This window comes from Lactobacillus pasteurii DSM 23907 = CRBIP 24.76 (assembly GCF_000297025.1).
Taxonomy (GTDB): Bacteria; Bacillota; Bacilli; order Lactobacillales; family Lactobacillaceae; genus Lactobacillus; species Lactobacillus pasteurii.
The window spans coordinates 21,467-45,458 of the sequence record NZ_CAKD01000022.1 but is presented as its reverse complement, the minus strand read 5'-3'; the positions used below and the strand labels follow the sequence as shown (position 1 = coordinate 45,458).

At 39.3% G+C, this 23,992-nt stretch carries 21 protein-coding genes, 1 pseudogene and 1 riboswitch; of the genes and pseudogenes, 15 read left to right on the top strand and 7 right to left on the bottom strand.

Annotation, left to right across the window (positions count from 1 at the left end):
* Positions 1 to 59: 59 nt before the first annotated feature.
* Positions 60 to 179, bottom strand: a riboswitch (FMN riboswitch).
* A 185-nt stretch (positions 180 to 364) separates the two neighbouring features.
* From BN53_RS06130 to BN53_RS06120, 3 genes are all read left to right on the top strand, one after another.
* Positions 365 to 928 (top strand): DNA-3-methyladenine glycosylase I, encoded by a 564-nt coding sequence (locus BN53_RS06130; protein ID WP_009560067.1) that lies wholly within the window; start codon positions 365 to 367, stop codon positions 926 to 928.
* A gap of 71 nt (positions 929 to 999) precedes the next feature.
* Positions 1,000 to 1,485, top strand: a complete 486-nt coding sequence (locus BN53_RS06125) for a nitroreductase family protein (RefSeq protein ID WP_009560066.1) — start codon at positions 1,000 to 1,002, stop codon at positions 1,483 to 1,485.
* Positions 1,486 to 1,612: 127 nt separating this feature from the next.
* Positions 1,613 to 2,356 carry a DUF4097 family beta strand repeat-containing protein gene (locus BN53_RS06120; RefSeq protein WP_009560065.1) on the top strand — a complete coding sequence of 248 codons (744 nt, stop codon included), beginning with the start codon at positions 1,613 to 1,615 and terminating at the stop codon, positions 2,354 to 2,356.
* Positions 2,357 to 2,438: 82 nt separating this feature from the next.
* On the opposite strand, the gene BN53_RS09635 is transcribed toward BN53_RS06120, so the two are convergent.
* Positions 2,439 to 2,582, bottom strand: coding sequence for a hypothetical protein (locus tag BN53_RS09635; protein WP_009560064.1), 144 nt, complete (start codon positions 2,580 to 2,582; stop codon positions 2,439 to 2,441).
* Positions 2,583 to 2,672: 90 nt separating this feature from the next.
* The gene (locus BN53_RS06115) at positions 2,673 to 2,999 is read right to left on the bottom strand and encodes a putative quinol monooxygenase (RefSeq protein ID WP_009560063.1); all 327 of its coding nucleotides are present in this window, start codon (positions 2,997 to 2,999) and stop codon (positions 2,673 to 2,675) included.
* Positions 3,000 to 3,377: 378 nt separating this feature from the next.
* On the opposite strand from BN53_RS06115, the gene BN53_RS06110 reads away from it, so the two are divergent.
* The 4 genes from BN53_RS06110 to yjeM all read left to right on the top strand — a co-directional run bounded on the left by BN53_RS06110 (position 3,378) and on the right by yjeM (position 10,737).
* Positions 3,378 to 5,033, top strand: a complete 1,656-nt coding sequence (locus tag BN53_RS06110; protein ID WP_009560062.1) for a mucin-binding protein — start codon at positions 3,378 to 3,380, stop codon at positions 5,031 to 5,033.
* A gap of 161 nt (positions 5,034 to 5,194) precedes the next feature.
* Complete coding sequence (locus tag BN53_RS06105) at positions 5,195 to 8,098, top strand: DEAD/DEAH box helicase (RefSeq protein ID WP_009560061.1); 2,904 nt, start codon at positions 5,195 to 5,197, stop codon at positions 8,096 to 8,098.
* A gap of 91 nt (positions 8,099 to 8,189) precedes the next feature.
* Entirely contained in the window at positions 8,190 to 9,101 is a 912-nt protein-coding gene (locus BN53_RS06100) for an ROK family protein (RefSeq protein WP_009560060.1), read from the top strand.
* 160 nt (positions 9,102 to 9,261) lie between these two features.
* The gene (gene yjeM, locus BN53_RS06095) at positions 9,262 to 10,737 is read left to right on the top strand and encodes a glutamate/gamma-aminobutyrate family transporter YjeM (RefSeq protein WP_009560059.1); all 1,476 of its coding nucleotides are present in this window, start codon (positions 9,262 to 9,264) and stop codon (positions 10,735 to 10,737) included.
* A 39-nt stretch (positions 10,738 to 10,776) separates the two neighbouring features.
* On the opposite strand, the gene BN53_RS06090 is transcribed toward yjeM, so the two are convergent.
* The gene (locus tag BN53_RS06090; protein ID WP_009560058.1) at positions 10,777 to 11,307 is read right to left on the bottom strand and encodes a DUF3278 domain-containing protein; all 531 of its coding nucleotides are present in this window, start codon (positions 11,305 to 11,307) and stop codon (positions 10,777 to 10,779) included.
* Positions 11,294 to 11,503, bottom strand: a complete 210-nt coding sequence (locus BN53_RS06085; protein WP_009560057.1) for a helix-turn-helix transcriptional regulator — start codon at positions 11,501 to 11,503, stop codon at positions 11,294 to 11,296. Before BN53_RS06085 ends, BN53_RS06090 begins: the two co-directional genes overlap by 14 nt.
* 281 nt (positions 11,504 to 11,784) lie before the next feature.
* On the opposite strand from BN53_RS06085, the gene BN53_RS06080 reads away from it, so the two are divergent.
* Entirely contained in the window at positions 11,785 to 13,299 is a 1,515-nt protein-coding gene (locus BN53_RS06080) for an SH3-like domain-containing protein (RefSeq protein ID WP_009560056.1), read from the top strand.
* A gap of 57 nt (positions 13,300 to 13,356) precedes the next feature.
* Here BN53_RS06080 and BN53_RS06075 read toward each other — a convergent pair whose 3' ends face one another.
* Positions 13,357 to 14,241: a LysR family transcriptional regulator gene (locus BN53_RS06075; RefSeq protein WP_009560055.1), complete on the bottom strand. Its 885-nt coding sequence runs from the start codon at positions 14,239 to 14,241 to the stop codon at positions 13,357 to 13,359.
* A 501-nt stretch (positions 14,242 to 14,742) separates the two neighbouring features.
* Here BN53_RS06075 and BN53_RS10100 point away from each other — a divergent pair.
* From BN53_RS10100 to BN53_RS06060, 3 genes and pseudogenes are all read left to right on the top strand, one after another.
* Positions 14,743 to 14,907 (top strand): annotated as a pseudogene (locus tag BN53_RS10100) (sunset domain-containing protein); the annotation flags it as partial.
* Entirely contained in the window at positions 14,907 to 15,716 is an 810-nt protein-coding gene (locus tag BN53_RS06065; protein WP_009560053.1) for a DNA/RNA non-specific endonuclease, read from the top strand. The pseudogene BN53_RS10100 and the gene BN53_RS06065, both read left to right, overlap by 1 nt.
* A 98-nt stretch (positions 15,717 to 15,814) precedes the next feature.
* Entirely contained in the window at positions 15,815 to 16,678 is an 864-nt protein-coding gene (locus BN53_RS06060) for an aldo/keto reductase (RefSeq protein WP_009560052.1), read from the top strand.
* 52 nt (positions 16,679 to 16,730) lie between these two features.
* Here the strand turns inward: BN53_RS06060 and proC are convergent, their stop codons facing one another.
* Positions 16,731 to 17,504 (bottom strand): pyrroline-5-carboxylate reductase, encoded by a 774-nt coding sequence (gene proC / locus BN53_RS06055; RefSeq protein WP_009560051.1) that lies wholly within the window; start codon positions 17,502 to 17,504, stop codon positions 16,731 to 16,733.
* Positions 17,505 to 17,704: 200 nt separating this feature from the next.
* On the opposite strand from proC, the gene nrdD reads away from it, so the two are divergent.
* The 4 genes from nrdD to BN53_RS06035 are packed head-to-tail and all read left to right on the top strand — an operon-like array spanning position 17,705 to position 22,449.
* Positions 17,705 to 19,912 (top strand): anaerobic ribonucleoside-triphosphate reductase, encoded by a 2,208-nt coding sequence (gene nrdD, locus BN53_RS06050; protein WP_009560050.1) that lies wholly within the window; start codon positions 17,705 to 17,707, stop codon positions 19,910 to 19,912.
* Entirely contained in the window at positions 19,912 to 20,625 is a 714-nt protein-coding gene (nrdG, locus tag BN53_RS06045; RefSeq protein ID WP_009560049.1) for an anaerobic ribonucleoside-triphosphate reductase activating protein, read from the top strand. Before nrdD ends, nrdG begins: the two co-directional genes overlap by 1 nt.
* Positions 20,626 to 20,675: 50 nt before the next feature.
* Positions 20,676 to 21,245, top strand: coding sequence for an iron-sulfur cluster assembly protein (locus tag BN53_RS06040; RefSeq protein ID WP_009560048.1), 570 nt, complete (start codon positions 20,676 to 20,678; stop codon positions 21,243 to 21,245).
* Entirely contained in the window at positions 21,238 to 22,449 is a 1,212-nt protein-coding gene (locus tag BN53_RS06035; protein WP_009560047.1) for a DUF438 domain-containing protein, read from the top strand. The genes BN53_RS06040 and BN53_RS06035 overlap by 8 nt, the downstream gene beginning before the upstream one ends.
* A gap of 185 nt (positions 22,450 to 22,634) precedes the next feature.
* Here the strand turns inward: BN53_RS06035 and BN53_RS06030 are convergent, their stop codons facing one another.
* On the bottom strand, positions 22,635 to 23,948 hold the full coding sequence (locus BN53_RS06030; RefSeq protein WP_009560046.1) for a C1 family peptidase: 1,314 nt from the start codon (positions 23,946 to 23,948) through the stop codon (positions 22,635 to 22,637).
* Positions 23,949 to 23,992 lie beyond the last annotated feature (44 nt).

The window sequence follows — 23,992 nt, the reverse complement described above, 5'->3', positions numbered from 1 at the left end:
AGCCTTGAACTTCAAGACTTCCCCAAAAATAAGCATCGTAAATAAACTGCTGTTTCAGTAATTAACTTCTCCCATCTAGACTATAACTATCGGTACCATTACGGGTTCAGCCACTACAAAAATAGTGGGTTGCGGACTTTACCGCCGGTCGGGAATTTCACCCTGCCTTGAAGACTAAATTATTCAATTCACTTACGAATGATAGTTGTAAGTGCTTTCTTTGTCAACTAAAAAATTTAAAATAACAAAAGATAGATTTATAAAAATAGCCGTTAAAGTGCTATGGATTGGGATAAATTGGGAATGAAAAATTTTTTACTTTTGTGCTAAAATCAAAGAAAAATATCTAGAAGGGGATGCGAAAATGACACAAGATAACTATAACCGCTGCGACTGGGTCGAAGGTGAGCCGGATTTTTACCAAAAGTATCACGATGAAGAGTGGGGTAAATTGAATTTGGATGAGGATTATTTGTACGAGATGATGGTTCTTGAGAGCTTCCAGTCGGGTTTATTATGGAGAATTGTGCTGAATAAACGAGCAAATTTCCGCCAGGCTTTTGCCAATTTTGACCCTGAAAAAGTCGCTTTATTTGATCAAACAGATATTGATCGATTGCTGACTGATAAAGGAATTATTCGCAATCGAATGAAGATCGAAGCAGCTATCAATAATGCAAAAGTTATTAAGCAATTGCATGAAGATGGTACTACTATTAGGCAATTTCTACAGGAAGAATTCCCTAAGCAAATTATTAATCATCCTCAAACTCTCAGCGATCTTCCTAGCCAAGATGAGCATTCAAAAAAATTAGCTAAAAAACTAAAAAAGATGGGCTTTAAGTTCTTGGGTCCGGTAACTTTATATTCATTCTTACAGGCTGTCGGAATCATCAATGATCATCTTGAAAATTGCAACTTCAAGTAACAGCGCTTTCTTTTTGTTAGTAATGGGCCTATAATGAGCTTATATCGTTAATTTAGAACCGAGGTAAAACTATGTCAGATGCAGTTTTAAACAGAAGAGCAGTTAGAAAATATACTGATGAAAGCTTAACTGATGCGCAATTAGAGAAATTAGTTGCAGCCTTTCAAGCAACACCTGCTGGTATGGGACAGTTTGAAGTAATGGAATTGAAATTAGTTACTAGCCAAGAGACTAGAGCAAAGCTGGAATCTATTGCTAACGGTGCCTTTTATGGCGCACCTGCTTTGTTTGTGATTGCGACTAAGTCTGATAGTCCTTTTGCCGATCGTGACGGTTCATGTGCAGCTGAAAACTTGATGATCGAAGCTAAAGAACTAGGCTTAGGTAGTGTATATATTCTTGGCGGTACAATGGCTTTGAACAAGAGTCAAGAAGCTAAAGAACTGCTCAACTTAAAAGACGGCTATGAAGTTTCTGTAGTAGTACCTGTAGGTGTTCCTGCTGAAAAAAATGAAGTACCTGACCGCAGCAGTCGTTATCAAGTCGAAAGAATCTAGACTTATTTACAATGATAAATTGACCACTTAGTGGCATTAATTTACCGCTTGCTTATCTTGGATTTTTGATATTTTCCTCAATGATATAATTTAAGTATCAAATGGATAATAGAAACGGGGGAATAATATGCTAATTATTGGTGGTAGAAAGCATTCAGATACGATCGAAGAAACTCTGACTATTGACAGCTTTGATAGTTTGAAAATCAAGGTTTCTCAGCCCGATGTGAAAATTTTTGCTGGTGAAAAATTCGAAGTTAGATATGTTGGACCAAAAGAATTATTGCCAAGTGTAACTCGTGATGGAAATATGCTGATTTTGCATCAAAGAGTGCATGGGATTTTTTCATTGACTACTAGTGATGAAGTAAGCCTAGAAATTGAAGTACCTCAAGGAGCTAATTTGACGAAGTTATATGCTGAATTAAATAGTGGTGATCTTGAAATTTCAGGTATTAGTGGCAGCGAATTGAAGCTGCATGTTAATAGTGGCGATAGTGAACTTGAGAATTGTCTTTTTGCTGAGGCAAAAATTGAGCTCAACAGCGGAGACTTTGAAGTTGAAAACTCCAGGCTTGATTTATTGAAGTTCAATGGAAATAGTGGTGACTGTGAGTTAACAGACTCTAAATTTAAAGTCTTAAGAATTGAACTTAATAGCGGGGACAATGTCATTCATCATTGCAAGGTTGAAGATGAAGCAACGATTGCCACTGTCAGCGGTGATAATAGGATCGTAGATACGCCTTTTGGCGAGATTAGCTATGCGACTGTATTAGGCGATAGCAAGATTGCTGCAAGTGCGCGTGACGAGAGTTTGAATAATAAGTTGTCGATTGAAACCGTTAATGGCGACAACCGAGTTGAATAATGTAAATAGAAAAGGTTGATCAGCTTTGTTTTAAGCAAAGTCGATCAACCCTTTTGTTTTGGTTGACTAAAGCTTGATTTAATTAGTCTTTATCAAAGAAATCCTCTATATCTTTCTTAGCATTCAATTCCTTGATAGGAATGGTCTTTGATGCTTGTAATATGAGTTCATCTTCTATGGCAATATCAGAATTTACATTTACTTGGACTTTTTTATTTTTGCTCATAATAATCACCTCATAATCATAAAATGACTATAATACGAGGCAAAACTCAAATCAACTATTTTTAATTGAGTAAAAGTAATTTGTCAAATTCTATTTTCTGATAAAAGCCTTATCCTTTTCTGGCAAGCCTTTGTCTTCGACATAACGCTCAACGCGCATGTGTAAATCATATTTTTCGCGAAGTTTAGCAAGTTCGCCCATCATTGGAGTAGCATGGTGGCGATCAATGGCAGCTTGATCTGTCCAAGAATCGATTAACAAGATTGTTTCTGGATCTGCTAAAGGCTGGAAGTAATCGTATTTTAGATTTCCTTCTTCAGCTCGGATTTTATCAGCTAAGCCACTTGCTTCCATTTCTTGAGCAAATTTTTGCGCAGCGCCATTTTTTCCAGTGTAATAAAGGTTAACGGTAATCATTTGCAAAACCTCCGTATCTGTATTCATACTTCAATCTTACCAGTGATGATGGTAGAATGCTAATAGCAAGAAGGTATTGCTGGTGATTCTGAATTGTTATCGAAGGAACGATTCTAGTTCATAAGCAAAAACTATTAATTATAATTAGAAAAAAGTTTTGAAAAAACACTATATATCATTGAAACTACGGGATTCTAATTGCTTTATAACTATAATATACACCATATCGTTATATAAGAAAAAATTAGGATTTGCGCAACTTTCGACTTCACCAAAGACGGTACTCTAACTTTTGAAAATACTGTCAAGTACGCTCCGGTAAAGCAGGAATTGTAGATCAAGGTCTATGACGATGAATCAGACACTCCTGATCAAGCTTTGGATACTACTGAAACTGGTGTAACTACTAGTTTCACTGGCAACTCTAAGTCAGACTTCCCAGCTGAGGTTGCAACTAGTCTTGATGCGCTTAAGACTTTCTATAAACGCAACAACTATGTAGTTGAAACTCTCCCAGCAGCTACTGGCAAGTTCGATTCAACTGGCAACGGTTCTGGTGCAGATACGCAAGTTCAAGTTCTAAAAGTTCACTTGAAGCACGCTAAGGATGTTAAGACCGAATCTATCAAGGTAGTAAGGGAAGTTACTTACTCAGTTGATAGCAAATCACCAGACGCACCTAAAGCACCTGATGCTAAGGTAGATACTTTTGATGGGGTCTTCTCAAGAACAGTAACCACTGACAAGGTGAATGGCAATGTTACTAAGTTAGATTGGTCAGGCACTTACACTTCTAATGGTGTAACAAGTCCGAAGCTTGCAGACGGCTACCACCCAGATAAGGAAGTTGCTGCCAAGGCTACAATTTCTGCTGACTTCTTAAAGAATGCTGGCGAAGATGAAATTGCTAAGTTGATGAGTGACGGCCTAAAGGTGTCAGACGAGGTTGTTTACACACCAGATATGCAACAATTGATCTTGAAGGTTCATGATCAAGATACTGATACGGATCTAGAGGATCCAATAACTTACAGCGGCTTCAGTGATGAAAGTGTCGGTAATGATCCTGTAAACAAGATGTCTGAGCTTATTAAGAAATACCAAGAGCTAGGCTACGACCTTGTTTCAGTACCAATAATTGATCAAAAGTACGATACAACTTCAAACTACGGTCAAGCTGAAGATAGTGAACCACAAACATTCATGCTTGTGCTTAAGCATCATGTTGAAACAGTAACACCAGATCAGCCAAAGACTCCAACTGATGTAATTCCTGGCACTAGTCAAAATTACCCATCAGGCGTTGACAAGAGCGATCTTTCTAAGACAATCACTAGAACGATCATTGTTAACCTTCCTGATGGCACAACTAAGGAAATTAAGCAGGTAGTTGAATACGGCAGAACTGCAACTGTCGATGCTGTAACCAAGAAAGTTACTTACTCCGACTGGACAGCTAAACTAACTAACTGGCCTCAATATGACGCTCCAAGCGTTCCAGGTTACACTCCAGACAAGGAAGTTGTTGATTTGACTCATGTTCCAGTTGATGGCGAGGATGTAACAGTAGAAATTAACTACGTTGCTGTGCCAGATGAACTAGACACTCCAAGTGAGCCTGATACACCGCTAACACCAGTTACGCCAACAACTCCAGACAAGCCGGATAAACCTGCTAAGCCTGAAAAACCTAATAAGCCTTCTAAGCCAGAAAAACCAGCTAAACCTCACACTAATAAACCAGAGGCTCAAGCAATTTCTGACAGAGCTAAGTCAGATAAGGCACCTGAAGGACTTACTTCAACTGAATGGGCTCATATGAGTCTAGCTGAAAGAGAACGCTACTTGAAGGGTCAAGCTTTGGCTAAGCATGATGACAAGGCAGATAGTGGCGTACTAGGAAGAATGGATGATAGGGATGCAAACAAGTTACCTCAAACAGGTAACAGAAGTGGCTTACAATTGACACTTCTAGGATTAGGTTTGATATCACTAGCATTATTCGGACTTAAAAAGAAGAGAGACGATGAATAATCGTTAAATGAAAAGGACTTACAATTAGTAAATTTTGATTTACTAAGATGTAAGTCTTTTTTTATTGCTGCATAGAAATGTTTACTATTTACGAGTAAAATGTAGAAAGTTAGATGATAACGATAATGTGGAGTTTATAAGATAAAGTAAGAGAAATATATATGGAAGAAACTAACATCAAAAACTATTTAACTACGACAGTATTAAATAATTTTATTGATAAGGAGCAGTACTTACCTGAAGGTAATCTATCCGCAAATTTGATTTTTAATCAAAATGCTCGCAATAACGTCTATCGCGTGATGAAGATGAAGCTTGCGACTTGTCAATCCTTTACCTTTGCGGTAGCTTTTATTACTCATGATGGTTTGTCACAATTCTTAACTGTTTTAGCAGATTTGAAGAAAGCAGGGATTAAGGGGAGAATCCTTACTTCTACATATCTGTACTTTAATAAGCCGGAAGCATTTCGTTCATTGATGAAGATTGATAATGTTGAAGTTAGAATCTTTAACGAGCGTGATGAAAATGGTAATGTCTTGCCTTTCCATGCTAAAGGCTACGTATTTGATTATGGAGAATATCATTCAGTTGTTATTGGAAGTTCGAATTTAACTAGTAATGCTTTACTTAAGAATTACGAATGGAATCTTAACGTTAATTCACTAGAAAATGCTGAAATTACTGAACAGATCAGGCTTCAAATCGAAGATGAGTGGAATAAGTCTATTCCATTGACGCAAGAATGGCTTGATCTTTATAAAATTAAATACAATAACAATAATTTTGAGCAAAATAATCCTATTGTTGAAGAAAAGGATCAACTAAATAAGCAGATTGAACCTAATAAAATGCAAGCGGCAGCTTTAGCAGAACTGGATAGCTTTAGAAAAGATGGCAAAGACAAAGCCCTGATAATTTCTGCTACAGGTACGGGAAAAACATACTTAGGTGCTTTTGATGTAAGAAAATATCAGCCCAAACGTTTCCTATTTGTTGTTCACCGAGAACAAATTCTAGAAAAAGCTATGCATGCATTTCACCGAGTAATTGGCGGTGATATTAGTGAATACGGTATCTATTCAGGTAACCGTCAAGATGGATTAGATGCCAAATATGTATTTGCGACAGTGCAAACTTTGTCTAGAGAAGATAATTTGCACAAGTTTCGACCTGATGAATTTGATTATATTTTGTATGATGAAGCTCATCACTTGGCAGCGGCGCAACATCAACGCGTGTTTAATTACTTTCAGCCTAGGTTTTGTTTGGGGATGACAGCAACACCTGAGCGAATGGACGATTACAATATTTTTCAATTGTTTGATTATCAGATTGCTTATGAGATCAGACTTGAAGATGCTCTAAAGGCCCAATTGCTTTGTCCATTTCACTATTATGGCGTTGAAGATTATGTTTATCAAAATGAACTCATTGGCGATAAATCTAGCCTAAAAAGGTTAGTAAGTGAAAAGCGTGTAGACTATATTATCCAGCAGACAGAATATTATGGTTATTCTGGGGATGTTCTACATGGGTTGATCTTCTGTAGTAGCGTGGAAGAAGCTAAGACTTTAGCTAAAATAATGACTGCTAAAGGTTATCCAAGTCGCTGCCTTTCAGGCGAAGATTCACCGGAAACTAGAGCTCAGGTAGCTAAAGAATTAGAAGATGGAAAAATAAAGTACATTCTAACAGTCGATATTTTTAATGAAGGTGTCGACATCCCTTGTATAAACCAAGTCGTATTCTTGCGAACAACTCAATCAAGTATTGTCTTTATTCAGCAACTAGGTAGAGGGTTGAGAAAGTATTCAGCTAAAAGTTACCTAACAGTAATCGACTTTATTGGTAATTATGCAAATAACTATCTTATTCCTGTAGCCTTATCAGGTGATAAAACGCATAATAAAGATAATGTTCGAGACAACGTTGATTTGGATCCGATTGTTGATGTTTCCGTGATTAACTTTACTCAAGTTGCTAAAGAACAGATCTATCGCTCAATCAAGAACAAGAATATGACTAATCTACTTGAACTAAGAAAAGAGTTCCAACTGGAAAAGATGAGACTGGGACATACTCCTTCTATGTATGAGTTGCAACGTGATTCAATTGATAGTCAGGTAATTGCTGATAAATTCAAAAACTATGTCAAATTCTTAGCCGATATGAAGCAGGATGTTCCTGATTTTTCAGATTATGAGCTTAAGGTATTGACCTTTTTAACTTTTGTCTTGGTAAATGGAAAACGCAAGCATGAATTATTGCTGCTAGAGGCTTTACTTGAAAAAGGAAAACTTTTAGAAGCAGAGTATCAAAAAATAATTGCAGATAATAATTGCTATTTTGATAGTCATGTTGAAAAATCCATTGATCAAATTTTGACTTTAGCTTTTTATGAACGAAATTCTTTGCCAAATAAGGATAGTTTTGGTGGACGTAGTTTAATCAAGCATGACAATGGTGAATATCAGTTTGACAGGCAATTAGCTGGAGTGTTGAAAGGCGACTTTTTGGCATTTTTTGAAGATGTTGTAAAAACAGGCCTACTTAGAAGTCAGCAATACGACAGTGATCGCTTATTTACGATTGGAAAAAGATACAGCCGAACTGATGCATGTCGAATTTTAAATTGGGATAAGATTGTTCCTGGATTAAATATCGGTGGTTACAAGTTTGATGAAGATCACCAAAATTGTGCAATTTTTGTTACTTATGACAAGCATGATGGGGCTAGTTTGAATTATCCAGACAGATTTATTAGTCAATCTGTTCTCAACATGTATTCAAAAGTAAAACGCAATTTAGATAGCAAGGATATTAAGTTGTTTGCAGATAAGAATTATGACTTGCATTTATTTATTCAAAAGTCTGATGACGATCAAGCAAGCTTCATTTATTTAGGAACCTGCAGCGGCATGCGCGAGTCATTTAAGCCACATTCAATGAAAGTGATAAAGGGTAATCAAACTAAAACAGAGTCAGTTGTATCAATGAATCTTAAGTTGGATACTCCGGTAGATTTAGATACATACTACATGTTGACCAAAATAAAATATTAATTTGAATTAAATACAAGATTTTTCCCTCATCCCCGTGCTATTGAAAGCGGAAACAATTATAATAGTTTTTATAAAGGTAGGGGATGAAAAAATGACACAATATCTAGTATACGATGTAGGTGGAACTAACTTAAAATACGCCTTGATGGATCACAGCGGAAATATTCTGACCAAGGGCAAGGTTGTTTCTCCAGACAATTTACCAGCTTTCAAACAAGCTTTGATTGACATTGCTGATCAGTTTGAAGGTGAGTTTACCGCAATTGCCATGTGTGCGCCAGGCAAGATTGATGTCCATGAAAAGACCATCTATTACGGCGGAGCCTTGACTTATTTGGATGGCTTTAATTTGGAAGAAAATCTCGGTGCTCGCTATCAAGTGCCTGTTAGCGTGGAAAACGATGGTAAGGCGGCAGCTTTGGCCGAACAATGGCTAGGCGAATTAAAAGGCGTTGATACAGGTGCGATGATGACCTTAGGAACAGGTGTTGGCGGTGGCATTATCGCCAATGGCACGCTTCTACATGGTCGCGACTTTCAAGCTGGTGAACTTAGCTGGATGCTTTTAAGAGCAGGAGAAGGCCTGGAAAAGATCACTTCTTACACAGCCTATCTCTGCTCAGCTGTACAGATGATTGAACGCATCAATGAAGCACTTGGCAATGATCAACTTGATGATGGGCTAGCGGCCTTTGCGGCCATCAACCGCCAAGAGTCGGTTGCTAGCGATATCTTTAAGGATTATTGTGCTAATATCGCCCAAATGATTCTTAATGTTCAAACTGTAATCAATGGCGAAAAGATTGTCATCGGTGGTGGAATTAGCGCTCAGCCAATTTTGCTTGATGAGATTAATTATCAGTTTGAGAAGTTGCTCTCCAGCAACGAAATGCTTGGTGGTCAGATTATCCCGCCAGAAATTGTGGCGGCGCATTTCCAAAATGATGCCAATCTTTATGGTGCGCTTTATGCCTTATTGTTGCAATTAGATGAGAATAATTAGCTATTAGACAACTATTCTTTGCAAGAAAGAATGGTTGTTTTTTCATTGTCTATAAAGTCAAATTGATAAAAAGGTAAAATAATTATGATGATTTTGCCGAAGTTCTGGTAAAATTAAGCAAGCACATTTTTTGTGACATTTTTAATAAAGTGGGTTGTCTATGGATAAAAATAAAAAAATCACTCTATTCAGCTTAATCATGATGATCTTTTCCGGCATCTTTGGTTTTGCTAACACTCCAATTGCATTCTTGCAGATGGGTTATGCCAGCATTATTTGGTACATCTTTGCGGCTGTCTTTTTCTTTTTGCCGCTGGCAATGATGATTGCTGAATATGGTTCAACTTTCAAAGAAGAGCATGGTGGATTTTACAGTTGGCTAAGTCATGCAGTGGGTGAGAAGATGGCCTTTATTGGTACTTTCCTCTGGCTATCTAACTTGATGATTTGGCTTTTGAGCACTTCAACTAAGATTTACATTCCCTTCTCAGCTTTATTGTTTGGTAAGGATGTAACTCAATCTTGGACGATTGGCTCGCTCAATTCGACTCAAGTAATTGGTCTTTTAGGAATTGCTTGGCTTTTATTTGTTACCATTTGCGCTAGCCGAGGCGTGAACGTTATTTCCAAGATTTCAAGTATTGGTGGAACCTTGGTTAGCATGATGGTGGTTGTCTTCTTGGTTACAACTGGCGTAATTTTTGTGGCTGGTCATGGACAAATACAAGAAGCAATCACTGCTCATGCTTTCATCAAGTCGCCAAACCCAGAATTTCAAAGTCCAATCGCAATGATTTCCTTTGTGGTATATGCGATCTTTGCCTATGGTGGACTTGAAACGCTAGGTGGGGTGATTGACAATATTGACAAGCCTGAAAAGACTTTCCCTAAGGGAATTGCCATTTCCTCTCTTTTAATTGCTGGATCTTATTCATTGATGATTTTGCTTTGGGGAGTAAGCACCAACTGGCAACGCGATTTGTCATCAAGTAGCGTTAACTTAGGAAATATTACCTATGTGATGATGCAGCACCTTGGTACTTTCTTAGGCCAAACTTTGGGCTTGAGTGCCAAAGCCTCTGCTATGATTGGTAACATCTTTATTCGCTTTGTTGGATTAGGGATGCTACTAGCTTATGTAGGATCATTTTTCTTATTCATTTACTCACCAATTAAGTCATTCATCTTAGGTTCAAAGCACCTTTGGCCAGAGAAGTTGACCAAGTTAAACAAGCATGGCATCCCTGAAAATGCGATGTGGATGCAGACTTTGATCGTAGGCGTCTTGCTCTTCTTGATTTCTTTTGGCGGCAGTCAAGCTAAGACTTTCTACACGATCTTGACTGATATGTCTAATGTGTCAACGGCTATTTCTTACGTTATCTTGATCGGTGCCTTTCCAATCTTTAAGAAAAAGCACTTTGATCAACCGTTTGAAGTCTATAAGAAGCATACTTTGACGCTGATCATTACTTACTTGTCATTTGCAGTCCTACTATTTGGCGTTGTCTTTACTTGCTTGCAGCCATTTTTGGTTGGTGACTACATTACTGGAATCTGGACTTTGGTTGGACCAATTCTATTTACGGGAATTGCTTTAGGTCTTTACCATTCAGCACAAAAGAAGAATAAATAGCAAAAGATGCTAGCCTCGATAGCGAGGTTAGCATCTTTTTTACTTGTCTTCTTCAATTAGTTTAAGTTGCGTTTTGGCAAAGAAATACATGCAAATCGCAAAAAGAGGTCCAGAAAGCAGATCAACGATCAAATTGATCCAAAAACTTCGGTTAATAATAATGGCTTCGCCACTAAACTTATCGATAATTAATCCGATAATCCATAGTCCAAGGCCAAATTGAACTGCTACTATAACCGACTTATGCTTTAGCCGGTCAACTGCTCTTTGGTAACTGGCTTTGTCATAGTATTCCGATTGGACAAGTCCTTTTTTGCGCAAGACGATGGTCATGTAAAGACTCTTAAAGTAAAGCAATAGGAATAGAATAATTGTCCCGGCAGAAACAGTCTTAAGAACTGCTAGGTCATAACAGAGGCTGACTAGCATGCCAATGGTAATTAACCAGAAAGAAATCATGTTTTCTTTGGCGAGCGTTTCAAAAATTACGCTTCTTTGGTATTCGTCGCGATCTTCGGCAGATCCAACAAACCAGTTGATTAATTTGTTTTCGAAGTTATTCTTGTTCATCTTTATTTTCTCCAAACCAAAATAAACTGTTAAGGTCTGTACCTAAGGCTTGTGCAAGTTTGATACAGAGATTAAGCGATGGGTTATACTTGTCATTTTCAATTAAATTTATCGTTTGTCGGGCAACCCCAACTTGTTGTGCTAGAGTAGATTGGGATAGTTTTAGCTTCTTGCGATATTCTTTGATACTGTTCATGGCCTCACCTAATTTAAAATGTCATATATATGTTACATTTTCATAATAACAGGACAGATGTTAAATGTCAAATATATATGATATTTTTATTCATTTGAAATAATATTCATAATATAAATTATGTAAAACTATCAAAATAGAAAAACAAGAAATCACAAATGTCAATGGAAATTTTTACCTATCTGTGTTAAAGTGGACCCGTATTGTATAAGTAAAAAGGCCGTTGTTAAACGGCGCTTTTTAGTGAGAAGATTGAACTGATATAAATGGGGGTAGATTAATTGAGCATCAAGATCAAGCAAGCCTTGCCATTTTTAGTTGCTAGCTCGCTACTAGCAATAATGATGACAAGTCGAGAAGTACAAGCTACTTCAACTAGCTTGCAAACCAAAATCGCTGGCAATAAGACTTACAATATCTATAAGAAAGTTTCCAAAAAAGGCGTCAAGCATAAGGTAACGACGACTTCGCCTTTTAAATATGCGCACTTGCAATCGCGCTCTTATGTTAGAACTAAGCATGGTACTTACTGGTACTTATATGCTAATGGACGCGGACTTGGCTGGGTGAACCAGAACTTTTTTGCGCGCAACAAAATTAATGTGGTCAAGAGCGTTAGCTTAGTCAAAAATAGCGCCGACCGTGGCTACAATACTGCTGATGCGGTCAACTATGTCACTGACCGGACTGGTAGTGTAGTTGATCTCTACAAGGTTTGGATTTCTCAGCCTACGGTAAGTTCAGCTACTGCTGGTACAACTAGAGTGCTTTACCAATATAATGGTCGCAGCGCAGAAAGCCATGTGACAGTTAGAAGCAATTCAAAAGAAGGCATCGCTAAGCCAATCGTTGCAGCTCAAACTAACGCTGGCCCAACTTCAACTACTTGGGTTAAGCGAACAGGGGGAAGTTTTAAAATTCAAAAGAAAGCCCACACTTATGTTGGCACAAGTGGCATGACTTTGAAGACGGCCTTCTTTCAGCCAAATATCTTAAGCTTAGCTGGCTCGCCTGATACACAGGTTGGCTTGATCCCTGAAGGGATGACTTATGCCGATGGTTGGATGACGACCTCTCTATATTCAACTAGCAACAACGCCAACCAACCATTTGCCTGGGGCCACCTTGCTTCATATCGCTTGAGCGCATTTGACAGCAAGTTCGATGCCCAATACATCCCAACTGATGATTTGAGCTTTAGCAAGTTTAAGAAATACTCTGAAAATATCAAGGTTAGTCCTTATATTCGTCTAGGTCACGGTCAAGCAATTGGCTCAACTACCCAATATATTTATGTGGTAGCTAACTACAACAAGGCTGGCAATCCCCGCTGGTCAAATGAAATCTTGAGAATTAGAAAGAGCGATATGTTGATCGACAAGATTTGGACCTTCAAGGTAGCTGCCAGCAAGGCAAAATATCCACGTTACTTCCATAATGTAACGGTGGTTGACGATTTCACCATGATCGGTTTGTTCCACAATTCTAAGAAACACAAATACGAGTTCTGGAAGATTAGCCGTTTGGGCGACAGCTTTACTGCTAGTCAAATGGGCCAAACGGCTAACGACTTGATCACTAATAGTGCCCAAGTTCAAGGCTTTACTTATGATCAAGCAAATCGCGTATTCTACATTGCTTTTAACGATCACATCTTCAAGTTGGCTGAAGATGGCAGTTTCATCAGTATGAACAAGTTCAATACCAAGCGTGAATTCGAAGGTATTGCCATCAAGAATGGCCAATTGATCGTCAACATGGCTCAAAGAGCTGAATTGATGCAGGCCAGCAATTAGTTTTAATTCACGTAAAAATCCTAAAGCCAAGTTGAAGCTTTGGGATTTTTTGTTTGATTAATTTTTGATATGGTCAATAAATTGCCGAATTACGCTTGCGTTTTGTGATAGCTTTTTGCGATAAGCAATGCCGTGGCGGTAGGTATTCTTGCTATCAGTTAAAGGAATCCAGGCTAAGTCCTTGACTGTGGAATTAGTCATCAATTCCTTAGGCAAGATACTGATGGCGTCTAGCTGGTTTAAAGAGTGCAAGATGAGTTCAAAGTCATCATGGACTAAGATTACCTGCTGGCTGTAGTTATATTTTTCGCAATTTTGCTTCACGAATTCTCCTAGGACGAAGTTGGTTGACAAGCTGACAATATTGCTGTTTTTGAGATCTTTGAAAGATAGCTCCTTATATCCGGCTAAGGGATGGCTTTTTGGTGCAACGACATAGGCGGTGTAGCCTTCAGATTCATCAGCTAACGGGTCGATAATAATATCTTGTTCAAATTGCGGAAATGATAGCAGGGCAACGTCTATTTTTCCGTCAACTAGATCGTGCTGGAGCTTAATTGAACCTTCTTGAATAAAGTGAACGTCAACTTGCTGATTGCGGCGGATAAAGCGCGAGATCTGATCCATATATTCAAGCATAGTCAAAAAAGTTACCCCAATATATAGGGGAGTTTTGACCGTCCTGTCTTGATTCTTGAAGTCGTCAATTAGTTGATTGAATTCTTTAACAAGTGGCTTAGCGCGATCATAAAGCTCTTGGCCAGTCTTAGTTAGTTGCAAATGGTGATTATTGTAGATGAAGAGCTGGGTGTGCAACTCTTCTTCCATCTTAGAAATATTTTGCTTTAAGGCAGGCTGAGAGACGTAAAGAATCTTTGCGGCATGCGAATAATTTTGCATATCTGCAATCGTCAAAAAGTAATTAAGTTGTCTGATATCCATTGCTAAAGTCCTTTCTAATAGGGCTAAGTATAGCTTACAATTTCCAGCAGATTAGCTTAGGAAAAACCTCACATAATAATATTTTAACCTATTTTGTATATTTAGAAAAACAAAACGCATTCAATAAAGTATTTCACTATATAGTGTGATAATTTTATTAAAAATAGCCATGGAACTAGCTATGGGATAGGTGTAGACTAGAGATGTGGGGATTATTTTATGTATATGGCAAGGAATAAGACTATGAAGAAATTGAAATTTATCAGTGCAACCTTAGTAGGGTTGACTTTGCTGACAAGTACTGGTCAAGTTCAAGCTTCTCGCTTATCAGATGATCAAGCTAAGCAGGCTAAATTAGCTAAGATTGAACAGGCTAAGCAAGTTGAATATGAAGCTCTGCTAGCTCAAGTCAAAAATAAGACTAAAGCAACCAAAGTCAAAAAGACCGTTAAGAAAAAGCGCAAGAAGGTTGTTAAGAAGACAACCAAAGCTACTCCAAGTGGCAAGATCAACACCGCAAACACTGGCAAGATCGTTGGCAATATCAGATCAAAGATCTACCATGTTCCAGGTCAAAGTGGCTATCGAATGAATTCAACTAACGCCATTTACTTCAATTCTGAAAAAGAAGCAATTGCAGCAGGTTATCGGAAGGCGAAGAGATAATGAAGAAGTGGATTAAATTTACCAGTAGTATTTTGCTAGGAGTAACTTTAATTGGCAGTTTTGCTACGCCAGTCAAAGCAGACACTAAAAGCGAAATTGCCCAAGCTGAAAATATTGAACGCGAAAATCGGGCAACGCAGGCTCGGATCAAGATTTTAGATCAAAAAATTGCAGCCCTAAAAAAACAACTAGGCATTGCAACTGGCAAACATGTGGTTGAATCAGCTAGTCGCTCTAAATTAGCAAGCCTAAACTACAGCGGACAAGACGTGGTGATGGTCAACAAGAACAAGCCTAGTTTTTCAGCAAGTCAGATGAGTTTGAGCCGTGGCGCTTGGCAAAAATATGGCGAGCTAGATTATTTGAACCGGGTAACTCCAGCTAATGCCATGCTTAACAATCGCCTCATGCCATCAGCTAGACGTGAGAATCTATACATCAATCCAACTGGTTGGCACAATAAGCGGATTGCTAGTGGCTGGCTATACAATCGCTGCCATTTGATCGGCTATCAATTAACTGGTCAGAATAACAACATCCGCAATCTGATGACTGGAACTAGACAATTGAATGATCCAGGGATGCTCCGCTATGAAAACGAAGTGGCAGCTTACTTGCGCTCATCCAGCAAACACTATGTCAGATACCGGGTCAGTCCAATCTTTAAAGGTAATGAATTGCTTGCTAGGGGCGTGCAGATGGAAGCTTGGTCAGTTGGCTCTAACGCTATCAAGTTCAATGTCTACATCTTCAATGTGCAAGACGGGGTAAAGCTCAACTATCAGACGGGAACTAGTCGGGTTTATTAATTACAATCGCTTATGAATATCAATAAGTGATAAATATTTTTTATTATAATTTCTTTGCGCTATGATCTAGGTATATTAGATTTAGGAAGGAAAATTATATGTACGATAAAACTATAACTTTGACTAACGGCGTTGTTGTTCCACAACTTGCTTTAGGAACTTGGCTAATTGACAATGATCATGTAGCAAAGGCAGTTTTGACGGCTTTGGATTTGGGTTATCGTCATATTGATACCGCTCAAGCCTATGGCAACGAAAGTGGCATTGGTCAGGCCTTGAAAGAAACTTCTCTTAAGCGTCAGGACTATTTCATTACCACTAAGGTAGCTGCTGAAAATAAGACTTATGAATCAGCTGCTAAGTCAATTGATGAATCTTTGGCCAAGTTAGGCCTTGATTACATTGACTTAATGATCATTCACTCACCTCAACCTTGGAAGGAAGTAAATCAATCAGACAACCGCTACTTTGAAGAAAATAAGGAAGTTTGGCGAGCAATGGAAGATGCCTACAAGGCAGGCAAGCTTCGTGCAATTGGCGTATCTAATTTCCTGGCAGAAGATTTGGACAATATTTTGGCAGATTGCGAAATTAAGCCAACGGTCAACCAGATCTTGTGTCACATTTCTAATACCCCACTAGATTTAATTGATTACTGCCAAAAGCACGATATTGCTCTAGAAGCATATTCTCCAGTTGCTCACGGGGCAAACTTGGATAATCCAGTTATTGTCAAAACAGCGCAAAAATATGGTGTTAGCGTGCCACAACTTTGCATCAAGTATGATTTGCAACTGGGCATGATTACTTTGCCTAAGACGGCAAACCCTGACCACATGAAGGCTAATGGTGAATTAGACTTTGAGATTTCTGATGAAGACATGGAAATTTTGAAACACGTCGAAAAGATCAAAGACTACGGCGAGGGTCGAATTTTCCCAGTTTATGGCGGCAAGTTATAAGACAAAAATAATAAGCTATCGCTTAAAAAGGGCGGTAGCTTATTTATTTTGTTTAATTTTGGTTGGCTGCATTAACTGCTTCAATGACGGCATGACGAAAGCCGTTTTCTTCTAAACTGGTAACACCCTTGATCGTAGTGCCGCCAGGTGAGCAGACTTGATCTTTTAATAGAGCAGGATGCAAGTGACTATCTAAAGCCAGTTGGGCTGCCCCTTTAACCATACCAGCTGCAATTTGGTTAGCTAATTCGCGTGCTAAACCGTTCAAAACGCCGCTGTCAGCTAAAGCATCCATGAAGACATCGACAAAGGCTGGTCCGCAGCCGGCAATCGTGCCAACAATCGACAACTGTTCTTCTGCTACTTCGACTACTTCGCCAAGGTCATGGAAGACCTCATTGATGAAGTCTTTAGCAGCGGGGGCAAGGTCATCAGGATAGTAAATTCCGGTAAGACCGCTATTGACGCTGACTGGAATGTTAGGGATGCAGCGAGCAATTTGGTAGCCGGCAAGCTTTGCTTGGTAATCCTTTAAACTATGGCCAGCAGCTGCTGAGACGATAATTGTGTCTTTATTTAAAATAGTCAACTTCTGGACAATTTCCATGGTAGCGGCAGCTGGCGTAGTGATGACCACAAGATCTGGTATTAGCTTGGCTAAATCTGATATTGAATAAACTAGCTGGCAGTTATACTTGTCAGTTAGCTGACTAACGCGCTTGTTGACATGGTTTTCTGCGAGTAATTGATATTTCTTAGTCTTGGCTAGGCCAGTGAGGATCGCTCCGCCCATGTGACCAACGCCGATGATTGCGATTTTCTTCAAAGTAATCTTCTCCCTTGTGTTTTGATAACATTATACTTTAAAAAATTTCGCTAGTTCAAATTCAAAAAATTTTTCATCCATTGAATGCTTGTCTGATCCCGATTTACCATATACAACATAATGATTACAGGGTTTGTATAGAATACAATATCTTGTGCTTTGTGGTAAGATTGAAGCAAGAGATTTAGGAGTGAGACAAAATGCTAGCCCAAGACTTGAATATGACTTTAAAAAACGCCCCCATCCCTAAGACTTTTGTTAAGCGCGATGGGACAGAATATCCATTTGAAATTTTTAAATTAGAAAATATTATTAAGGCACTGCAGATACCTGAATTTGAACGCGAGGCTGTCCTTGACGAAATTTTTTGTCGCTTAGATAGTGATTCTAGCGTTAAGGCTGCCGATGTTTTTCAGACTTTCTATGAAAGTTTGCAAGCCTTAGGTTTTGATGATGAAGCAGAAGCATACCTTGCTTACCGCGAAAAAGACGAAGAAAATTGGCAAAATGAGATCAATACGCAAGCTCGTTTGCAAAGAATGATCCATAAGGACCCAACCATTGTTAACGAAAATGCCAACAAAGATAGCGATGTCTTTTCAACTCAGCGTGATTTGACTGCCGGAACTGTCGGCAAGACCGTTGGCTTGACCATGATGCCTGAACATATTGCTAAAGCCCACCTCCGCGGTGATATTCACTGGCACGATTTAGACTATACGCCACTTTCGCCAATGACTAACTGCTGCTTGATCGACTTTGAAGAAATGTTGACCAATGGTTTCAAGATTGGAAATGCTTTTATGGAAAGTCCTAATTCAATTGGCGTTGCAACTAGTCAAGTTTCGCAAATTATTGCCAATGTTGCTTCTAGCCAATACGGTGGTTGTTCATTTGACCGTGCTGACCAGGTCTTAGCACCATTTGCCCAAAAGAGCTACGAAAAGCATTTGGCTGATGCCCGTGAATTAATCGATGATGAAGAAAAGGCTGATGCTTTTGCCAAAAAGCGGACCAAAAAGGACATCTATGATGCAATGCAAAGCCTTGAATATGAGATCAACACCATGTTCTCTAGCCAAGGTCAAACGCCATTTACTTCATTAGGATTTGGCCTAGGTACTTCATGGATTGAACGCGAAATCCAAAAAGATATCTTGAAGATTAGAATCAAGGGTTTAGGCAAGGACCATCGGACGGCAATTTTCCCTAAATTGCTATTTACCATCAAGCGCGGCTTAAACTTGCACCCAGGCGATCCTAACTATGACATCAAGCAATTAGCTGTTGAATGTTCAACTAAGCGGATGTATCCAGACGTCTTGATGTATGACAAGATCGTGGAATTGACTGGTTCGTTCAAGTGTCCAATGGGTTGTCGATCATTCTTGCAAGGCTGGAAGGATGCGCAAGGAAGAGAAGTTAACTCAGGTAGAATGAACTTGGGCGTTGTGACCGTCAACTTGCCAAGAATTGCTATGGAAAGTCGCGGTGACAAGGACCTCTTCTGGAAAATTTTCAACTTAAGAATGAAGACTGCGCATGAAGCTTTGGCTTTCAAGGCTCACCGTGCTACTGAAGCTACGCCGCTCAATGCGCCAATCTTGTACCAAAATGGTGCCTTTGGCAAGCGTTTAGGCGAAGATGGCAATGTCAACGACTTGTTCAAAGATGGCCGTGCAACTGTTTCCTTGGGCTATATCGGCTTATACGAAGTTGGAACTGTCTTTTATGGTTCTGATTGGGAAGATAACCAAGAAGCTCATGACTTCACCTTGGAAATCGTCAAGCGCATGTACAACTTATGCAAGAAGTGGGAACAAGAAGATCCTAACCACTATCATTACAGCGTATATTCAACCCCAAGTGAAAGTTTGACTGACCGTTTCTGCCGTTTGGACTTACAAAAATTTGGCAAGGTAAAGGACATTACTGACAAGGAATACTACACTAATTCCTTCCACTACGACGTACGCAAGCACCCAACTCCATTTGAGAAGTTGCTCTTTGAAAAGGATTATCCAAAATATGCTGCTGGTGGCTTTATTCACTACTGCGAATATCCAAACCTTAAGCAAAATCCAGCGGCTCTAGAGGCTGTTTGGGACTGGGCTTACGATCAAGTTGGCTATTTGGGAACTAACACGCCAATTGACAAGTGTTACAAGTGCGGTTTTGCCGGCGAATTTAAGGCAACAGCCAAGGGCTTTGAATGTCCACAATGCGGCAATCACGACCCTAAGACTTGTGACTGTGTCAAGAGAACTTGTGGCTATTTAGGTAATCCTTTGCGCCGTCCAATGGTTCATGGCCGTCATGAAGAAATTACCCACCGGGTAAAGCACATGAATTCAGGCCTTGAAAGTCGCATGGCTAGCCAAGAAATTAGAAAGAATGAGGCTTACTAATGCCATCAAAAGATCAGAACAATCAAGAGGGGCCAGACGTCAGATCTAGCTTGATCAAAGTCAACATCGATGGCGATACGATGTTTGTTGATTCTAATTTGTATCGTCCGCAAGTTGAACATGCTAAGAAGTTGCTTCGGCAAAAGCGTCTGCCTAAAAATCCTAAGCCAGGCGAATGGACTGATGAAAAGTACAGCTTGCACAAGATTGCTGATTACAAGCCCTTTAACTTTGTTGATGGGGAAGGGGTTCGCTGCTCTTTATATGTTTCAGGTTGCTTGTTTGATTGTCCGGGATGCTACAATTTAGCAGCGCAGAACTTCAATTATGGCGTACCGTTTACCCAAGAATTAGAAGACCAGATTATGAAAGACCTGGCTCAGCCTTATGTACAAGGCTTGACCTTGCTAGGTGGGGAACCATTTCTTAATACCAGTGTCTGCTTGCGCGTGATCGATCGAATTCGCAAGGAGTTTGGTCACAGTAAAGACATCTGGTCTTGGTCAGGTTATACCTGGGATGAACTTCAAAAAGAGACGCCCGACAAGTTAGAAATGCTCTCGAAGATCGATATTTTGGTTGATGGAAGATTTTTGGAAAGCAAAAAAGACCTAACCTTGCAATTTAGAGGATCCAGCAATCAGCGGATCATTGACGTACCTAAGTCTTTAGCTAGCGGAAAGGTTGTTATTTGGGATAAATTAGTTAGATAATATAAGAGGAAAGCTAAAATTAGCTTTCCTTGTTTTTTGAGGTTTAATATATGGAAGAAAAAAAGCTACAGCTTGTTGATCAAGTAATTGAAAAACTACAAAAAGTAGAAGACCCTGAACTTTTTGTCGATATTGTCAACCTGGGCTTGGTCTATGGCATCGAAATTAAGGATCGTAGCTGCCAGGTGAACTTGACCTTGACGACGATGGGCTGTCCTTTGAGTCAATATTTAGATGAAGAAATTAAAAAGGCAATTCTAGAATTGTCAGAGATTGATCAGGTTGAAGTCAAGCTAGTTTGGTATCCAGTTTGGACGCCAGAGCGCATGACGCAGGCTGCTAAAAAGATGCTGGGTATGGCTGAAAAAGAGGCTCCAAAAGAGCCTGAAAAGCCAGGAAAGTTATTAGATGTAGATACGCCGATCAAGACTTTGGCTGACAAGTATCCAGACTTTGTCCAAGATATGTATGATATTGGCTTTACCAGAATTACTATTCCAGGGATGGTTAGCACGGTAGGCCGGATGATGACTTTAAGATTAGGTGCAAAAGCGATGGGCTTTGAACTTGAAAAAGTTAAGGCAGATTTGATTGAAAAGGGGTACCAGTTCAATGACTAAGGCAGAACTTGCCAAAGAGCGTCAAGATGCCATCGTCAAAATCTTGAACTTCATTCAAGACGGGGGCGATTTGGCTACAGCTAAGGAAATGTTTCAAAAATCCTTTGACCAAGTTGACGTAGCAGAAATTACTCAGGCAGAGCGCCAATTGATTGCTGGCGGACTTGATCCAGCTAAGATCCAATATCTCTGTAATGTCCACGTTGACTTGTTCCGCGATCAGATCAAGGAAGAAAAAGATAACCCAGACTTTGACCAACCTGGCCATCCAGTTCATACCTTTAAGCTGGAAAACTTGGTCTTGAAATCTTTGGTCAATGACTACTTATTGCCAAAACTCGAAAAATGGCAGGCAAATCATGATCCAGCCTTGCTAGCAGATCTTCGCCAAGGCTTAGCTGATTTAAATACTGTTCATAAGCATTATCTAAGAAAAGAAGTGTCGATTTTTCCTTTAATGAATAAATACGGCATTACTGCTCCGCCACAAGTGATGTGGGGCGTTGATGATGATATCAGAGCATTGATCAAGCAGGCGATTGAATTGAGCAAAGACCTGGTTGATGAGGAAAAATTTGTCCAAGCCGTCAAAGAAGCTGGTCATGAAGTAGTCGAGATGATCTTCAAAGAAGAAGAGATCATGCTACCAATGCTAGACAAAGTCGCAAATGAGCAAGACTGGTACAACGTCAAGCAAGAAGAAGGCCAGATTGGCTACAGCTTGCTCAAGCAAAAGCCGATGAATTGGAAGCCTAAGCAAGTTCAGGCTAGTCCAGCGGTTGAATTGACGAATATGGCTAGTCTTTTTATCAATTTCAAAGAGGGCAGTTTAAATATCAAGCAGCTGTCAGCCATTCTTGATATGTTGCCTTTTGCCTTGACCTTTGTTGATGAAAATGATCGGGTAGCCTATTTTGGCGGGGGAGCTTCGATTTATCCTCACTCAAAGAATGCCTTAGGCAATTCGGTCTTTTACTGTCACACTGCCAAAAGCCGTCCAGTAATTGAGCGAATTTTCAAGGAATTTCACACCGGTCAAAGAGACAAGTATGAATTCTGGTTTACGCCAAAGAAGATGGGCCGCTTTCTTTACTTGCGCTATTATGCTGTTAGAGATGAAGAAGGTAAGTATCTTGGCTGCTTAGAAGTAGCTCAAGATATCACCGATATTCGCAACTTGCCAGCTGAAAAGCGTAATTTATAATTGAATAAAAAAATAGGGATAATTTGCAGCATAATCAAATTATCCCTATTTAAAACTGCCTATTTATACTACTTAGAACATAAAAACAGACAATGAACTATTTACAAGAAAATTTTAGTACATTCTTTTTGTAAGTGCAATAGAAATTTACTGTTAAAGTATAGCATTTACTTTATTTTACTAAATTAAGCCATTGAGTCCCAAACAGGCATTGCTTCTGCTGGACCTTCTGCTAAGGCAACTTGTTCCTTAGTCAAATACTTCTTGTGAACAACAACTTCGTAAACGTATTCGTTGAACCATTCGTTGCTCATTACGTAGTAACCTTTGTTGCCTACTTTGTCGCCCCAAGAATTTTCAACCTTCCATTGACGGATTTCGCCATTGTCTTCATCAACGCCGACTAAAGTCATAGCGTGGCTCATAGTACCTTCACCAGTTGCCAAACGTTCTGCCTTAGTCATGCTCATGTCAACGTCGAACAATTCTTCGAACTTGTACAAATCAGTTGATAAGAAACCGGTCTTGTTGTCCTTGCCCTTAGCAACATCGTTAGTAAACCAAACAGCTTCGCCGTCCTTAAGTTGAGCAATCGCAGCTTGAGCTAAGTATTCCATTGGCACATTTAGGTAAGTGTTAGGGTACTTGCCGTTAACGTTGTCTTCAAATGGAAGAGCGTAAAGCTTGTTGTATTCGTGGTCTGGTGCATTTGCCAAAACAACGTAGTCGTCAAAGTCAACTTCTGACAAGTACTTATTGAAGAATTCAACTGGAGTAAGGTTCTTATCCAAATGGTAGTTCTTGTCGTCATCTCTGTATTCAAGATCGAAAGTCTTAGGTGGTTCACCAACAGCAATAGCAGTCATGCGGTAAACTTCGTTAAGCAGTTCTTTGCGAGCTTTTTCAACGCCAGCTTCATCGCCTGCTTGAACAAGCTTTCTTAAGACTAAGGCATCCTTTTTCAACTTCTTAGCAAGGTTTTCCTTCAAGCCTTCAGTGTTATTAGTGTTGAAGTTTTCTGGCATTGCATAAGTAGGAACTACGCCGTACTTTTCAATTAAAGAAGTAGCCATGTGCCATAAGCCACCATCTTGTCCAGCTAAATCAAGGTAAGCTCTAACAGTGCGATCATGTAGAGGCTTGTCAGCTGAAGAGATGATTTGGTCGTAGAAGACATTGGCACGTTCAATCTTGTCCCAGAAGAAGTTGTAGGCTTGAGAGAAAGTGAAGTCCTTAGCCTTGTACTTCTTACCGAATTCGTGACGAAGTACATTTAAAGCTGAGAATTCCCAGCAACGACCTGAGTGAAGTTGGTTGGTAACGTTGTTAGTATCAAGTTCAGTTGAAAAGACATGGGTTAATTTTTGTGAGACATGATCATTGAATGATGCTTCGTATAAGCCGCTACGTCTAGCAGCACGACCAACGACAGCATTCTTAGCATCTTGGTTAAGGTCATGGCTAAACTTTTCAATTTCTTGGATAGTTAATTCATGCATTGATAAAACTCCTTAATTAAAATCATATAAGATTTATTATAGCA